This is a genomic window from Pectobacterium parmentieri (assembly GCF_001742145.1).
GTDB classification, from domain to species: domain Bacteria; phylum Pseudomonadota; class Gammaproteobacteria; order Enterobacterales; family Enterobacteriaceae; genus Pectobacterium; species Pectobacterium parmentieri.
This window is the reverse complement of sequence record NZ_CP015749.1, coordinates 3490776-3507330: the sequence shown is the minus strand read 5'-3', so window position 1 is coordinate 3507330 and position 16555 is coordinate 3490776. Positions and strand designations below refer to the sequence as shown.

At 51.7% G+C, this 16555-nt stretch carries 15 protein-coding genes; 3 read left to right on the top strand and 12 right to left on the bottom strand.

Annotation, left to right across the window (positions count from 1 at the left end; translation table 11 throughout):
* Positions 1-461 precede the first annotated feature (461 nt).
* The 5 genes from A8F97_RS15925 to rhaB form a co-directional block, all read right to left on the bottom strand.
* Positions 462-2039 carry a methyl-accepting chemotaxis protein gene (locus A8F97_RS15925; RefSeq protein WP_012822271.1) on the bottom strand — a complete coding sequence of 526 codons (1578 nt, stop codon included), beginning with the start codon at positions 2037-2039 and terminating at the stop codon, positions 462-464.
* Between the two features lie 428 nt (positions 2040-2467).
* Complete coding sequence (gene rhaM / locus A8F97_RS15920; protein WP_012822272.1) at positions 2468-2782, bottom strand: L-rhamnose mutarotase; 315 nt, start codon at positions 2780-2782, stop codon at positions 2468-2470.
* 84 nt (positions 2783-2866) lie between these two features.
* Positions 2867-3691 (bottom strand): rhamnulose-1-phosphate aldolase, encoded by an 825-nt coding sequence (rhaD, locus tag A8F97_RS15915; protein WP_025919524.1) that lies wholly within the window; start codon positions 3689-3691, stop codon positions 2867-2869.
* Positions 3692-3695: 4 nt separating this feature from the next.
* The gene (locus A8F97_RS15910; protein ID WP_012822274.1) at positions 3696-4958 is read right to left on the bottom strand and encodes an L-rhamnose isomerase; all 1263 of its coding nucleotides are present in this window, start codon (positions 4956-4958) and stop codon (positions 3696-3698) included.
* Positions 4955-6445 carry a rhamnulokinase gene (gene rhaB / locus A8F97_RS15905; protein WP_012822275.1) on the bottom strand — a complete coding sequence of 497 codons (1491 nt, stop codon included), beginning with the start codon at positions 6443-6445 and terminating at the stop codon, positions 4955-4957. The genes A8F97_RS15910 and rhaB overlap by 4 nt, the downstream gene beginning before the upstream one ends.
* A gap of 368 nt (positions 6446-6813) precedes the next feature.
* Here rhaB and rhaS point away from each other — a divergent pair, with 368 nt between their 5' ends.
* The gene (rhaS, locus tag A8F97_RS15900) at positions 6814-7653 is read left to right on the top strand and encodes an HTH-type transcriptional activator RhaS (protein ID WP_005971146.1); all 840 of its coding nucleotides are present in this window, start codon (positions 6814-6816) and stop codon (positions 7651-7653) included.
* Positions 7654-7677: 24 nt separating this feature from the next.
* Complete coding sequence (locus A8F97_RS15895; RefSeq protein WP_012822276.1) at positions 7678-8532, top strand: helix-turn-helix domain-containing protein; 855 nt, start codon at positions 7678-7680, stop codon at positions 8530-8532.
* Between the two features lie 57 nt (positions 8533-8589).
* Here the strand turns inward: A8F97_RS15895 and A8F97_RS15890 are convergent, their stop codons facing one another.
* The 6 genes from A8F97_RS15890 to A8F97_RS15865 form a co-directional block, all read right to left on the bottom strand.
* A complete protein-coding gene (locus tag A8F97_RS15890) occupies positions 8590-8844 on the bottom strand; it encodes a Txe/YoeB family addiction module toxin (protein ID WP_025919527.1) in 255 nt (84 codons plus the stop codon).
* Entirely contained in the window at positions 8841-9092 is a 252-nt protein-coding gene (gene yefM / locus A8F97_RS15885) for a YoeB-YefM toxin-antitoxin system antitoxin YefM (RefSeq protein ID WP_033070807.1), read from the bottom strand. The genes A8F97_RS15890 and yefM overlap by 4 nt, the downstream gene beginning before the upstream one ends.
* Before the next feature lie 74 nt (positions 9093-9166).
* Positions 9167-10855, bottom strand: a complete 1689-nt coding sequence (locus A8F97_RS15880) for a dipeptide ABC transporter ATP-binding protein (RefSeq protein WP_014698652.1) — start codon at positions 10853-10855, stop codon at positions 9167-9169.
* A complete protein-coding gene (locus A8F97_RS15875; protein WP_033070808.1) occupies positions 10852-11718 on the bottom strand; it encodes an ABC transporter permease in 867 nt (288 codons plus the stop codon). The genes A8F97_RS15880 and A8F97_RS15875 overlap by 4 nt, the downstream gene beginning before the upstream one ends.
* Entirely contained in the window at positions 11711-12670 is a 960-nt protein-coding gene (locus tag A8F97_RS15870) for an ABC transporter permease (RefSeq protein ID WP_012822281.1), read from the bottom strand. The genes A8F97_RS15875 and A8F97_RS15870 overlap by 8 nt, the downstream gene beginning before the upstream one ends.
* Entirely contained in the window at positions 12648-14261 is a 1614-nt protein-coding gene (locus tag A8F97_RS15865) for an ABC transporter substrate-binding protein (RefSeq protein ID WP_033070809.1), read from the bottom strand. Before A8F97_RS15865 ends, A8F97_RS15870 begins: the two co-directional genes overlap by 23 nt.
* A 526-nt stretch (positions 14262-14787) precedes the next feature.
* Here A8F97_RS15865 and A8F97_RS15860 point away from each other — a divergent pair.
* Positions 14788-15402 (top strand): YagU family protein, encoded by a 615-nt coding sequence (locus tag A8F97_RS15860; RefSeq protein WP_012822283.1) that lies wholly within the window; start codon positions 14788-14790, stop codon positions 15400-15402.
* A 299-nt stretch (positions 15403-15701) separates the two neighbouring features.
* Here A8F97_RS15860 and A8F97_RS15855 read toward each other — a convergent pair whose 3' ends face one another.
* Positions 15702-16166, bottom strand: coding sequence for a DUF4265 domain-containing protein (locus A8F97_RS15855; RefSeq protein WP_033070810.1), 465 nt, complete (start codon positions 16164-16166; stop codon positions 15702-15704).
* Positions 16167-16555: the final 389 nt, after the last annotated feature.

Here is a 16555-nt window from a genome sequence, read left to right as displayed (position 1 = left end):
CTGCTCTCTTAATGTTGCCTGTCCGCTGCGCACGGGCGCGCATCCCGGATAAAGGGACGTAAAGCGGGAAAAAATGAAGGTATTAAGGGAGGTAAACGGCGCAGACGGAGAGAACAGAGAAGTCGAGGAAGAAGACGGTCCTTATTCTAACGGATGCGGTTTACCGGGCCATCTAGGGTGTTCGTCCATGTTGTCTCCTTATCGCCGTGTGGCGAAATAGCAAAATAGTTGTTGGCTGGCGAAACAAAGTACGTAGAAACAAAGTACGTAGTTTAGTGGTGCAACTATAACTTCGTTTCCCTAAACCGGACGTCAACGTTCACTCATGAGTGATATCAGGTGGGCTTGTTGCCCATCAGCGGGTGTTGCTGCGACGTATTGCACGATGGGAAAGAGGCTTAAAGAAATTAATTAGAAACAAGGGGGGTGCCCCGCCGGGTAGCCGACGGGGCTGATGAGAATTAATGAATTCTCAGCATGTGGTCCTGATTAACTTTGAAGAAACGAACGGCATCGCGCAGTTGTTCGCCCTGCTCTGTCATCGCGTGTGCTGCCGTAGCGGATTCTTCGACCAATGCGGCATTCTGCTGGGTGACCCGATCCATTTGTTCTACCGCGACGCTGATCTCCTTGATGCCGATATGCTGCTCGTTGGATGCCTGAGAAATCTCCGCCACGATATCCGTCACTTTTTTAACCGACTGCACAATCTCCGACATCGCCTGACTGGCTTTATCTGCCCGTGCGGAGCCGTCAGTGATCTTCTCAACGGTGCCCTCGATCAGCGTTTTGATCTCTTTAGCGGCGTTAGCACTCTTCTGTGCCAGCGTCCGTACTTCGCCAGCGACAACGGCAAAGCCTTTCCCTTCGCTTCCTGCTCTGGCCGCTTCCACTGCGGCGTTCAGTGCCAGGATATTGGTTTGGAAGGCAATCCCTTCGATCACCGCGATAATATCGACGATCTTCTGTGAACTGTCGGAGATCTCGTGCATACGTTTAAGCATGTCGTCCACGATAAGCCCGCCTTGAGAAGCGGTTTCCGACGTTTGCTGCGCCAACTGGCTGGCTTCTTTAGCGTTATCCGCATTCTGTCGCACGGTGTGCGTTAGTTGCTGCATGTTGGCCGATGCCTGAATCAGCGACGCCGCCTGCTCTTCGGTACGCTGTGACAAGTCACTGTTGCCTTGAGCAATTTCGCTTGACGCCAGCGAGATGGATTCACTGCCGTTCATGATGGTATGCACGATGTTCATCAACTGTTGGTTCATGTGGTTGATTGAAGCGAGCAGACTCGTGTTATCGCCCTGACGCAGTTGGATTTCTGCTGTCAGGTTACCGGATGAGATCTCGGTCATGATTTCTTGGGCGTAGTGAGGATCGCCGCCGAGTTGGCGAGAAATATTACGTGAGATAATCGTAGCGATAGCAACGGTTGCTAGCAGGGCTAACATCATTAGCCCCCACACATAGTATTGCGAGGTGCGGTATGTCGTTTCGGCGCTGTCTACGATGCCTTTTGTGGTCGCGACTTCCATTTCGACCAGTTTCGCCAGATCTTTCATAAGCTGGCTGCGATACTTGCCGGAGCTTGCGCCACTGATCTTACTGGCTTCTGCCAGATCGCCCCGATTCACGATATCAATCAGCGTGGCGTTGACTGAGTTGAAAGCAGAGAAGTTTTCACCAATCACTTTGATCAGCGCTTTTTTATCCTCAGTGCTGGCAACCGCTTGATAGTTCTTAAATGCTGCAAGGAAGGCATCGGCGTTTTGCAATAATTCCTTGCGGTGGCCCTCACGCTCCTCAGCGGTTTTTGAGTCAATATACTGTACTTGCTGTAAACGCGTTTCAGACAGCACGCCGCGCATTTCCAGGCTATATCGCACGCCAGGTAGGCTGCTGCTGCTTAATTCATCAATACGACTATTATTAACGCTAAGCTGGAGTAGTGAAACCACACCTAATAGCAACATCATCGCTATCAGCACGGAAAAACCGAGTAACAGCTTGGAAAGTACTGTGAGTTGAGAGAATTTCATCGCTATTCTTATTGATTATATAGAAAAGGTAGTAGTAATAACGGCAGAGAAAATAAGATCTTTATAATACGGAATTCGATAAATTGGCTTTAATGGATTAATGGAGTTTAAAATTAATTGATGTCATTTTTTCGATATTAAATACCGATAAATAATAATTTGATGATGTTTTGTTTTGGTGGGGTGGTGGTAAACATTATTTTAATAAATGTTTATATTATTGACGCTAAGGGGAGCTATTCACAAGTAGGATAAATAAAATGTGACTGTCATCAACAATCTCTAGTTATTTATATCTTTAAAAATAACAATTATCTGTAACAGAATTTATTAGTTAACTGACAACTAATTTCTTTATTCATCAAGTTACGGAGGTAATATATTTATTATATTATCTCCGTGGGATTATTCTTAGTTCAAAGTGTTCCTCAGTCCAAATAGAACACAGGTTTCAGCGCAGCGCTGACCGGGCTGTTATCGGGGTTGGAGGGCATCACGTCGCCCATGTGTTTCCACCAGCGTTGGCAGACTTCCGTTTGCGCAATTGCCTCCCAGCGCGCTTCAGACTCTACTTCTACATAACCGAAGAGCAGATTGCGTTGCTCGTCCAGAAAAATGCTGTAGTGGTGCGCCCCGTGGTTTTTCAGTACTTCGGCCAGTTCCGGCCAGATTGGGTTATGACGACGCTGATATTCGTCGTGGTAGTCAGGAAAAACCGACATCACAAAAGCTTTACGCAACATGGCTGCGTCCTCCATCATCGTTGGCATAACAGAACGCCACGACGTTATGTCGCGGCGGTTTGAGGTTGAAGGCCGTTATATGAACTACACGCGCAGTGCGGCTTCCAGTGGCGTGACGCCGAAACGTTTACCCAATGCGATTAGCTCTTCGGTAGAGATGGTCTGTTTCTTACCGCCCATCGATCTCACTTTCACCATGACTTCGGCGGACTTCTCGGCAGTATCGATCAGGCCGAAGGCATCATCCAGCGTTGGGCCAGTGCCGAAGATGCCGTGAAATGGCCACAGTACCAAAGAATGGCGTTTCATTTGCTCGGAGGTGGCATCGCCAATGGCATCGGTGCCCGGTACCATCCACGGCACAATGCCTACGCCGTCGGGGAAGACGACCAGACACTCCGTGCTACCTTCCCATAGTTCACGGGTGAATTTGGCGGTATCCAGCTCCAACACATAGCTCAGAGCAATCAGATTGGTCGCGTGGCAGTGCATGATGACGCGATCCTGTCCGTGGGTCACGCCCATACGCACAATGTGCGACTGAAAATGCGAGGCCAGTTCAGAGGTTGGCAGGCCGCCGTTGGTCAATCCCCAGAAGATGCGATAGCCTTTGCCGTCGCTGTCGACCTGTAACACCACCAGTGAATCTGCCGGATCCAGTTGAACATTGCGGAAGAATTTGCCGGAGCCAGTGACGATAAACCAGCAATCTGCCAGTTCCGGCATCGGCTGTGATAGCGTTTCATGGCGCGGCTGCGGATAGAAATCGCTTTCATAAGGCGTGACATCCTCAGCCGTCAGGCGCAGGCTGACGTTACCGCCGTTACGTTCGTCCCAGCCTTTGAGCCACATGTCGCTGGTGGCTTTAATCATTCCCTGTACAAACCAGGAAGAGAGAATTGCTTGCATAGTCTTACCCTTGACGTTGAGTGAGGATAGTTTCTTCATACTGACGTACCTGTTGCAGCCAGTCGCTGCCCGGTATGACGTCATGGCGCTGGCAGTAGTGTTCCCACACGGCCTGCCATGGCAGCGATTTTTGCTCTTCCAGCAAGGCCAGACGCGCGGTGTAATCGCCATTTTGTTCCAGTGTGCGCAGCGTTTCCGTAGGTTCAAGCAGCGCGCGCAGCAGGGCTTTCTTCATATTGCGCGTGCCGATGACCCAGGCCGCGATGCGGTTGATCGAGGCATCAAAGAAATCGAGCCCGATATGGACGCGGTTAAGTAATTTATGGCGTACGATTTCGTGGGCGATAGCCTGCGTTTCGTCATCCAGCAGCACGACATGATCGCTGTCCCAGCGTACCGGGCGGCTGACGTGCAGCAGCAGGCGTGGTACATAGAGAATCGCGCTGGAAATTTTGTCGGAAATCACTTCGGTCGGGTGGAAGTGTCCGGCATCCAGACAGAGTGCGGTGCCGCGGCTGGCTGCATAACCGAGATAGAATTCGTTGGAACCGACGGTGAAACTTTCCGCACCTATTCCGAACAGCTTACTTTCCACCGCATCAATATGGTGTGACGGATCGAGCGGTTCGGCGATGACTTCATCCAGCGCGCTGAGCAGTCGCTGACGGAACGCCAGACGATCGATGGTCAAATCTTTCATGCCGTCCGGCACCCAAATGTTCATGACGGATGGCGTACCGAGTTCGCGACCGAAGTAGGCGGAAATCCGGCGGCTCGCCTGGCAATGCTCAATCCAGAAGCGGCGCACTTTTTCGTCCGGGTGTGACAGCGTAAAGCCGTCTGCACTCAGCGGATGAGAAAAGCAGGTTGGGTTAAAGTCTAGCCCAAGCTGGTGACGTTTGGCCCACGCGACCCAGGAACTGAAATGCTCGGGGGCAATCTCGTTGCGGGCGACAGGCTGTGCGGATTCCAAATAGATGGCGTGCAGGTTCAGCCGTTTGGGGCCGGGGATTAACGCAAATGCCTGTTCCAGATCGGCACGCAGTTCATCCGGCGTACTCGCCTTGCCAGGGTAGTTGCCGGTGGCCTGAATACCGCCAGTGAGAGGTCCGCCGGTATTCTCGAATCCGGCCACATCATCACCCTGCCAACAATGCATTGACACCGGAATCTGGTCGAGCTGTTCCAACGCGGCCTCTACGTCAATATTCAGGCTGGCATAACGCGCTTTTGCCAACTGCCATGCGGTTTCAATTGGTGTGCTCATTGCGTAGTCTCCTTTTTGCCCTGTGGGGCGGTTTCTGGCTGGCTGAGCGCCTGAAAGCGACGCCAGTGCCCGGCAAAGTCACTCTCCGCACGCGGGTTATAGCGATGCAGAGGGAAATTATGAGTCAGCATGTGACGGAATGCGGTCAGGTCGGTGACGGCACCTAGCGCCATCAGTTGGCAGCCGATATTGCCAAGCGTAGAGGCTTCGACCGGCCCGGCGAGAACTGGGATCTGGCATACATCCGCGCACAGTTGGTTCAGAAACGCGTTCTGGCTGCCGCCGCCGACAATATGCAACTGGCGGATCGGTGCGTGGCGCAACTCACCCAATTCCAGTACGACCTGCCGGTAGAGCAAGGCGAGGCTGTCGAAAATGCAGCGTGTCAATTCGGCATCGCTCTGGGGAATGGGTTGGCCGTGTTCACGGCAATAGTCACGGATCGCCTGATGCATGGACGGCGGGTTGATAAAGCGATCGTCATTAGGATTAATCAGGCTAACGAAAGCGGGCAGGGCGGCGGCGGACTGAATTAGCGCACCTAAATCCTTGATGTCACGCTCCTGACAAACGCGCTGTAGCAGCCACAGGCCCATGATATTTTTCAGCACCCGATAAGTGCCGTCTACGCCACCTTCATTGGTGATATTGGCTGCTAGCGCCTGCGGACAGTTAAACGGGGTATCACTCTCGATGCCCATCAGCGACCAGGTGCCGGAACTGAGGTAGGCGCTGTCGCGGCTCTGCAATGGCGCACCGACTACTGCACTGGCGGTATCGTGCGTCGCGACGGCGGTGACGGGGATCTGGCGTCCGCTCGGTGCGATCCAGTTCCCGACAGCGTGCCCCGGCTGCACCGGATTGCTCAGCCAGCGACGCGGTACGCCAAGGTAGTCCAGCAGTTCGCCGTCCCAGGTTTTCTGCTTCAGGTTAAGCAGTTGGGTTGTGCTGGCGTTGGTGTATTCGCAAACCCGTTGGCCCGTAAGGCGATAGTGAAAATAGTCGGGGATCATCAGCAAATGTTCTACTTGCTCCAGATCGTCGGAAGGCAGGTCGCACAGCGCTTTGAGCTGGTACAGCGTATTGAACGGCAGAAACTGAATGCCGGTACGCTGATAGATGGCCTCACGACTCAGTTCCGCGGTGACGGCTGCCATCACGCCGTCGGTGCGGTGGTCGCGATAAGAATAGGGTAAGCCGACGCGCTGCCCGTTTTTATCGAGTAGCACATAGTCCACGCCCCAACTGTCGATCCCAATGCTATCGGGGGCAAGACCCATAGCATCAATTTGGTGTAAGCCGGTAAGGATGTCGCGTTCCAGCGCTGCCAGATCCCACTGGTGATGACCGTCCTGAAAAACCAGCGTGTTGTTGAAACGGTGAATTTCTTTCAGCGTCAGATGCTGCGTTGCGGTATGGAACGTCGCTAGCATCACCCGACCACTGGATGCGCCCAAATCCACCGCCACGATATTCTTCACCGCCATAGCCGCCACTCCTTATCGTTGAATGTGTTGCAGTGTAAGGATCGGTAACAGAAGCCACCTTCCGGTGAGTGCCACCTGTAACAGGCGATTGGCAAAATGACAAAGCTGACCGTGAAAGGGCTCACAATCTGAGGAATTACTTAGAGAATAACCATGAAAAAAACAGGGAAAAAGCCGTGTGATCCTTGCCACACTTCAATCAATTAGGCAGGGCGATCTTAAAAAAAGTGCAGTCAGATGGTGCGTGGGTGACGGTATTTGAAGGCTGGTTTTGTGGCTTATGGCTACTCTTTTTCAAAGGCTGCCTTTTTCAACGGCTGTATTTTTTAAAAGTCGCGTTTTTGCCAAAGGCTGAATGGAGAACTGAAATGACGTTACTTCGTGGTGATGATTTTTTTACTTCGCGTGCCGTGACGGTCGCGGTAGAGCCGCGTACCCCACAGACGGCCTTTCCTGAGCACTATCATGATTTCTGGGAAATTGTGCTGGTGGAGCAGGGTGCTGGCGTCCATGTGTTTAATGACCAACCCTACGCGCTGTGCAGCGGGACGGTGTTCTTTGTTCGCGATAACGACCGACATCTGTTTGAAGATGTAGAAGGGCTGTGCCTGACCAACATGCTGTACCGTTCGCCGCGCGGGTTTCGTTTCCTGTCTGATATCGCTGCATTTTTGCCGTATGGCCCGAACGGCGAGTGGCAAGGGCAGTGGCAGGTGAATGCGGCGGGAATGCAACAGTTAAAGCAGTCGCTGAACAGTCTAGCGGAACTGGCGCAAAGCGATGCGCCGGAAGCAATTGCCGCCAGCGAGAGCCTGTTTTTGCAAATTTTGGTGCAACTGCGTCAGCATTGTTTCCAAACGCAGGGTAACGGCTCTGAACGTCAGGGGGTGCAGGCACTGTTGGGCTGGCTGCAAAATAATTACAGCGAAGAAGTTAACTGGGGTGGTCTGGCCGATCAATTCTCGCTTCCGCTGCGAACACTGCACCGTCAGCTAAAACAACATACGGGTATGACACCACAACGCTATCTGAATCGGTTAAGATTACTGGAGGCGCGTCGGCGGTTGCAGCAGAGTGATGACTCGATCACCACTATTGCGCACGCCTGTGGATTTAGCGACAGCAATCACTTCTCGACGCAATTCCGCAAGGCATTCTCGCAGGCGCCCAAGTCACTACGCCATCAGGCGTTTTCTCGTGAAGAGTAGGCAATAGCAACTGCGGGTGAGGGAATGGCGACAGCAATACGGGGTTTGAAATTACAGACTGAAGACTATTTCCTCACTGACAAGAATGCCGTGATGGTTGCCGAACGGCACCCACAGCCGGTGTTCCCGCTGCATCATCATGATTTTGACGAACTGGTCATTGTCTGGCGGGGCAATGGTCTGCACCTCTGGAATGATGTGCCTTACCGTATTACTCGCGGCGATATGTTCTATGTTTCCGCGCACGATCGCCACAGCTATGAATCCGTCCATGAGCTTGAACTGGACAACATTCTCTATATCCGCAATCGCCTGACGTTATCCGCCGACTGGCAAATGTTACTGCCGGGTGGAGAACATCCACAAAGCCAGCGCCACTGGTGTTTGGGCTCGGAAGGCATGGATACCATCCGTGAGAAGGTGGATGCGCTGACGCAAGAGTGTATGAAATCGGATGCACTGTCGCTGCAACTGAGTGAGGCGTTGCTGTTGCAGATCGCTCTGTTGGCAGCGCGCTATCGCCACACGCCGGATAATCCGCAATTGGCGGATGCCCACCAGCTAGATATGCTGATGAATGCCCTGCGCGCTAGTATTGCTGCACCGTTCCGTTTTGAAGCTTTCTGTGAACAACACCACTTTAGCGCGCGTAGTTTACGTTCGCGCTTTAAAGAACAAACTGGCATGAGCGTGCCGCATTACCTGCGCCAGCTACGGCTATGCAAGGCGATGGAGCTGCTGCGTTATGACTTGCAAACGATCGGTGAAGTTGCGGCACTGTGCGGTTTTGAAGACAGCAATTACTTTTCTGTGGTGTTCCATCAGGCGTTCGGCGTTTCGCCTAGCGCCTACCGCCAGCGCTTCCTGGATGCGGAGTGACTTTATTTTTTTCCCGCATACTCTTTTTAGCTATAGGTGTGATGAATCACTAAACGGTTAATAGTGGTAGCGGCAGGCAGCGATCATCATGGCGTCATCGGTGATGGCATAGACCAGACGATGTTCTTCGGTGATACGGCGTGACCAGAAGCCAGCAAGGTTATGTTTAAGCGGCTCTGGTTTTCCTTTTCCCTCAAAAGGCGTTCTGCGAATTTCTTTTATTAATTCATTGATTTTTTTGACTATCCGATTATCGATATCCTGCCAGTACAGGTAGTCTTCCCATGCTGCTTCTGACCAGATTGGCTTCACTCAATGATATCTCTTTCTTCGCCATTGCCAGCCTTAAGGCTCTCGATTGCATTCATCAGTCTTTTGGCATTGGCGGGAGAACGCAGTAAATACGCGGTTTCTTCTAGAGAGTTATACTCTTCCAGAGACATCAGCACACAGGCTTCGCCATTCTGTCGGGTGATAAGAATGGGAGCACGGTCTTCGACCGTTTTCATCATGGTTGCTGATAGGTTTTGGCGGGCTTCGCTGTAGCTAATTGTACGCATTTGTACCTCCTATATGTACTTATCGTTGTACAATGCTGTTGCGTTTTTAACCATTCAATCTTTCGTCAACATCGCTATTCCGCCACCGTCGAGAGCAATAAACGCGTGTAAGGGTGCTGCGGCTGGTTGAAGATCTGCTCGACTGGCCCGGTTTCTACGATATCCCCGTCTTTCATTACCGCAATGCGGTGGCTCATGTGCTGCACGACGCCCAGATCGTGGGAGATGAACAGCATCGTCAGCCCTAACTGGCGCTGCAACGCGACCAGCAAATCCAGCACCTGCGCCTGTGTGGTGACATCTAATGCTGATACTGGCTCATCGCAGATCAGAATTTCTGGCTCCGAAGCCAGCGCCTGTGCGATGGAAACGCGCTGACGTTGCCCGCCAGATAACGCCGTCGGGCGTCGGGTCAGTAGGTCGGGTGTTAGCCCGACATATTCCAGCAGCGTCAGAATGCGCCGTTGTTTTTCATTCTCGCTCAGATCGCGGCGTAAGCGCAGCGGTTGGCGCAAAATTTGGGCGACGGTAAATTGCGGATCGAAAGAACTAAGTGGATCTTGCGTGATGGTTTGAATGCGCGCACGCAGCGGTCGGCGCTCGCGTTCTGTCAGAGTGCTCCAGGCGCTGTCTGCTAATCGAACGTCTCCGCTATCTGGCTTTTGTAGCGCCAGAATGACTTTCCCCAGCGTCGTTTTACCTGAACCGGATTCCCCGACGATGCCCAGTGTTTCACCGCGTTTGATCTGGAGAGAAACCTGATTCACCGCCTGCATCCGGCTACCGTCCGGGCGTTTGAATGACACGGCAATCCGATCCACCGTCAGCGCTACCGTGTCGGTAGTGATGTGATCCGTTGTCAACGATGGCGCAATACTGCCCTGTAACGGATCGGCACCGGCCAGCCATTTTCCACGCGTGGAGGCCGTTGGGATCGCCGCCAGTAGTTTGCGGGTATAGGGATGCGTCGGTGCTGACAGGATCTGTCGTGCCTCTCCGCCTTCAACCAGCGAACCTTGTTGCATGACGATAACGCGATCCGCGACGTCTGCGACAACGGCAAGATCGTGAGTGATCAGCAGAACACCGTGGCCCGCCTGTGCCAATGCGGTGAAGACTTTTAACACCTGCTTCTGCACCGTAGCATCCAGCGCAGTGGTAGGTTCATCGGCAATCAGCAACTGTGGACCCGCAGCCAAGGCGGAAGCAATCAGCGCGCGTTGACGCAGGCCACCGGAAAGCTCATGTGGGTACTGTGCGGCTCGATTCTCTGGGTCGGGGATGCCTGCTTTCGTCAGGAGTTCGGCGACACGTGCAGGAACCTGCTGGCGAGGCAACAGGCGATGGGTCAGAATCGGTTCGGCGACTTCTTGCCCGATCTTGCGCAGCGGGTCGAGAGACACCAGCGCATCCTGCAAAACAAAACCAATTTCGCGACCGCGAATTGACCGCCAGTCGCGATCGGTCAGATAGCGTAAATCGCACTGGCTACCGTCATGGCGCGTGAGTTCAATCGCCTTTGCCTGAACATCGACACCTTCACCGGATAATCCCACCAGCGTGCGTGCGGTGACGGATTTCCCTGAACCCGATTCGCCAACCAACGCCAGAATTTCTCCCGCATTGACCTGAAAAGAAAGGTTTTTAACCGAGCGAACCGGACCGAAGGGGCTGGGAAAGGTAACGCTCAAGCCGTCTACGCGCAGCAGTGGCGTCTTCGCCGATGTATCTGAAGAGGGGTGAGAAGGTGTGTTCAGGCTCATCGGGCCTCTCCTTTTGCCAAAATAGCCTGTAAACGACGGCCGAGCACGGTAATGGAAATCACCGACAGCGCGACGACGCTGGCGGGTAGCAAGCTGACCCACGGTGCGATATCCAGGAAATTACGTCCGTCGGCGAGCAGTGCGCCCCATTCTGCGGTCGGAGGGACGACACCCAGCCCCAGAAAGCTCAGCGCCGAGGCGGACAGTACGGCATGACCGACGCCAATGGTGGCGACAATCAGCAACGGGCGCAACGTATTGGGGATGATATGGCGGAAGACGATATATAACGGGTGTTCGCCCAGCGCAATCGCATGCTCGACATAGCCGGATAACCTGACCTGCAGCACCTGAGAGCGAATCAGACGGGCATAGCCAGCAATGCCTGCCAGACCGACGGCCAGCATCGTGTTTTCTGGCCCGCGTCCCAGCACGGCGATCACCAATAGCGCCAGCAGCAGATCGGGAAACGCCAGCATGATGTCTAGCAGGCGTACCAAAACCTGACGAATACGCAGTGGTGCGAGCACCGACAGCGTACCAAACAGCATGCCGCCGAAGCAGGCGATGAGCATTGCTCCGACGCCAATACCTAGCGACAGTGACGTACCGTGAACGATGCGGGCAAAAATGTCGCGTCCCAGTTGGTCGGTGCCGAACCAATAGGTGGCATTCGGTGACTGAAATACCGCGCCCATATCCATTTCATCTGCGGCGCGACTGGTAAACAGTGACGGAAAAAAGACCGCCAGCGCGAGCAGGAAAACGATGGCGGCGGGTAGCAGTGTCGCTGTGGTCAGCCACGGGCTGCGATAATGTTTTCTTGATGGCGTCTGCGTGTAGGGCATCGATTCACTACTCATGGGCGCTCGCCTTCTTGCGTAAGCGGGGATCGATGATGAGGTACAGCGCATCCACCAGCAAATTTATGATGACGAACAGGAACGCGGACAGCATAACGACACCCAGCACCAGCGGCATGTCGCGGTTTTCAATCGCGCTTAGCGTGACCTGTCCGATACCCGCGCGGCCAAATACGGTTTCAGTCAGCACGGAACCACCGAGCACGCTTGCCAGTAACGTACCGGTCAGCGTTGAGGCTGCCAGTGACGCATGGCGTAAACCGTGGCGGAAACGCAGCCGGATTTCGCTGACACCGCGAGTACGAACGGTTAACGAGAACGGCTGGGATAATGCATCTTCCAGACCATCACGCAGTACCTGACTTAAAATAGCGGCAATCGGCAGGCTCAGTGTGATCACCGGTAATACTAACGACATAAAACCGTCGTTGCCGGTGACAGGGAACCATTGCAGGCGAAAACTGAACAGGCTGAGTAGCACGATACCGATCCAGTAAACCGGGGTGCTAAGCAGCGTCAGCTCCAGCCATGATACGGCGTTGCGTAGCACGCCATAGCGACCTGCGGTGAGTAGAGCACTGACGATAGCGAGGAACAGTGCCAGTACCAAACCGCCGAATGCCAGCGGCAGGGTTTGATGCATGGCATCTGCGATGACGGAACCGACAGGTTGGCGATAGAGATAACTGACGCCAAAATCACCCTGTAGCGCCTGCCCGCAGTAGCGCAGATATTGCACCCATAGCGGTTGATCCAGGCCAAACTGTTTGATGAGCACGGCGCGATAGGCTGCATCCACCACGTTTTCGCCGCCGCTGAGAATGGCAACCGGATCGCCGGGGATCAGTTTAACGGCAATAAACGTCAATGTGGCTGCGCCCCAGAGCACAGCCAGAATGGTGAAGAGACGTTTGCCTAACGCGAGCAGGTTAACGTTTAATCCAGACATCATAGAAGTTCGGTTTTGCGTTGGTGGCCCAGCTTATGCCCTGTACCTGTTTGGACAAGCCGAGCTGATAAGCAGGAACGTACAGAGGAACGACATACGCCTGATCGATAACTTCGTGCTGTATTTCGGTATAGAGCTGTTTGCGCTCTGCGTCGCCTGCGCCGATGGCTTTCCTCAGTTTGTCGTCCAGCACGCTGATACGAGTAAAGCCGTTGCCGTTCGGTGGCGCATAGGCCGAATCAAAGACGGTACGCAGAATATCGGGCTCTGCACGCACGAAGAAGTTAGACGCGATGTCGTAGTCGTTAGCGTTGGTACGCGTGGTGAATTCACCCGCGTCGACGGGCGTCAACTGGACGTCAAAACCTGCCTGTTTCACCTGGAATTGCACGGCCTGGAACAGGGCGACATCCGCAGCTTCAACGTTGGTTGACGCATAGACAAAGCTGACGCTCAGGCGCTTACCATCTTTGGTTCGGAATCCTGCGCTGTCTTTCTGTTTCCAGCCTGCGTTATCCAGCAGGTCGTTGGCCTTTTTCACATCAAAGCCCCAACGGGACGCGACGCTTGGATCGTAGTACAGCGTGGCTGGGCCGAGCACGTTATCAGCCGCTTTTAGCGTACCGAAGAAGGCGACTTTTACCGCCGCGTTACTGTCTACTGCGCTCTGGAATGCTTTACGCACCGCAACGTCCTGGAAAGGACCTCTGGTGGTGTTGAGATAGAGGACACGGTTAACGCCTGGATTTTCATAGGTGATGACTTCCAGTTTCGGATTACGTTTCACCGTTGGGAAATTGGCAGGCGGTACGGCATCAATTGCCTGAATCTGCCCGCTGCTCAGTGCGCCAAGGCGAACTGACGCTTCCGGCAGATATTTGAATACCAGACCATCCAGATAAGCAGGGCCGGTATGTTTTGCATAGCCCGGCCCCCAGTTGTAATCAGGGCGTTTTGTCAGTTTGCTGCCGCTGCCTTTCACGAAGGAGTCGAGAATAAACGGCCCAGAACCCACCACGGTATTACTGGTGTTTGGCGTGTTCTTCAGGTAAGTCGGAGACTGAATACCCAGATACGGCAGGCTCAGCCCTTGTAACAGCGGTGCAAACGGTGAACTGTAGTGGAGCACAACCGTATAGTCATCCGGCGTTGAGATTTTGTCGATCGGGCCTAACAGCGATTTGGCGTAACTGGAGGTAGTTTTTGGATCGAGAATGCGTTCGATATTGTATTTCACCGCTTCAGCATCCAGCTTGGTGCCGTCGCTGAACGTGACATCTTTGCGCAGATGGAAGGTGTACTCGGTATTGTTATCGTTGATCTTCCAGCTTTCTGCCAACCAAGGCGTAAAGCGGTTGTCCTCTGCTTGCCCAACCAGTGAATCAACCACGTTACGGGAAATCAGGGCGGCCACGCCGTAGGCGGTAATGTGCGGGTCGATAACGGGAGTATCGCTGCCCAGACCGACATTCAGAATGCCGCCGGATACCGGTTTTTCAGCACTTTGCGCCGCGTAAGCGCCGGGGTTGAGTGCGAAGAGTAATGAGAGCAATCCTGCGGCGAGAGTCGTAACCTGCGGGTGATTTTTTTCCATTCCCAGTGTCCTTTACCAATGTCATGAGGCCATACACGGCGGTCTTTTCGCTACTCTAGAGGGCCGCCTTATGCATGTAAAAGAATAAAAATCGATTTTCAATTCCATAAAAATATATATGGGAGGGGCTTGGTAGAAATGCTTTTGCTTCGCTGATGTGATTTGGCTGGCTACGTGGAGGGGCGTTCTTTGTCACTAGGTTGTGTAATGAAAAAGTGAGGGTTACTGAATTGTTATTATTTAACAAATAAATAACCAGGCTATTTGTTATTTACGCGTTATTGATGAGTTATTATTCGTTTCTCTCTGTAAATATACATTTCGTCTACGTTATTGAATCTGGTTTTTCAATTATTGAATAAAAGTTTCACAAAAATTCAATGCTTGATTTATTTTATAAAATTTAAAATAGTATTTCTAATAACAAAATAACCTAGAGAGATTGTAAGATATATCAATTAACCTCTTTATCAGTACATGATACTTATGTAAGACTATAACCTTTAATGGTTAGATTGGTAAAAAAATGAACTTTTTCGAACAAACCCCTCCGTCCCGCAGACGTTATGGGTTAGCTGCTTTTATTGGTTTGATTGCGGGTATTGTTTCTTCTTTTGTAAAGTGGGGCGCAGAAAATCCGCTTCCTCCACGTAGCCCTACGGATATATTTAGTGGTGCTTGTGCACCTGAATCATTGATTAGAGCTGCTGAGCAAATTGATTGTTCTCGTAATTTCCTCAACCCTCCCTACATTTTTTTACGCGATTGGCTTGGGGTCGTTGACCCTAATGCGGCTGTTTATACCTTTGCCGGCCACGTATTCAATTGGGTTGGTGTGACGCATATTATTTTCTCTATTGTTTTCGCTTTAGGTTACTGTGTTGTTGCTGAGGTATTTCCTAAAATAAAATTATGGCAAGGTTTATTGGCTGGTGCGCTGGCTCAATTGTTTGTCCATATGATTTCATTCCCATTGATGGGGCTGACGCCTTCTCTATTTGTTCTCCCTTGGTATGAACATGTATCAGAAATCGTGGGTCATCTCATTTGGTTCTGGTCTATTGAGATTATTCGTCGTGATTTGCGTAATCGTATGACTCACGAACCTGACCCAGAGATTCCTTTGGGCGCGTCACGATAAATCGTGGTTTTATTTTAGATATATAAATTATTGCGATGCTTATTATTTTCTGTCTCACAGTAAAAATAAGCTCGCAGTAAAAATAGAAGCTATTTCAGAACGCCTTGAGGCTCTCTCAGGGCGTTTTTATTTTCTTAGTTATCAAAGCGATTGCCACTCGGACTGTAAGCTTTACATCACAGGAAAGACGATCGAATGAGCATAAAGCATCGAAGATTACGTCAGTTTGTGTTTTTTATGCATTCCGAGATTCAGAAACACAGTACTTTAATTGAGTGGTCAACCTGTGCCTGTGCGTCTTAGCTATCCAGCCACCAATATAGAAGCGTCTCGTCTTCATCGTCGTCAATGTTCTTATAAATATTTGAAAAATACCATTCGATGCCTGTTTTTTCGCGAAAGGCGTCTAAAACATCGGCAATCTTATCCATCCCATTCCTCGCAGGAACGGCCAATGTCAAATTTCCCTCAAATATGCCGTCTAAGGTTCCATTCAGTTGGCTTAGTACCTCATCCTCTAAACGGGTGATATCTTCAGGGGGAAGTTCATCGGCATAAATATGAATGCAAAAATTGCCGCCTCTTTTCAGTACTTCTGGGTGTGTGTGCTTGCCTTTAATTCGGAAGATATCTCCGCGTGCCAAATTTAGCGCCAGACCAGGAGAAGATAACAGTTCGTAAGTCTCTTTCTCGATTTCTCGGACGGGGAGTTGTTCAAACACCGGGCCATCATCATTATTTGCTACATAGATATGAACTAACATAGGTGGGTATTACCAATATTTGAGTCAGGAACGTAAAATTATGTCCCGATGTTAGCCTAAAAATACACATCCGTATCCCGTTTTCCATTAGGCTATTTTTTGTACGGCGAATCGCTACGATGATCGAGAAAAGTTTGTTGGTGTATCGGTAAATATCTGCCGTAGCGAGGTTTCAATTTCGTCAATGGTTTCCCACTCAGGTGTGAGTCCTATCTCAATCGTTTTTATCGTTTTGCACCAGTTTGTGTCTTACCCGTGAAAATTTGCAATTTATCTGTCATTAACGTTATGTCTGTCAATCTTGGCTACGCCTTCACCGGTATCCACCAGTAATTTCTCAAGAATTTCAACGGGCGCTTTCCTGTTAGCTGCAATTGCCACTCGCACTG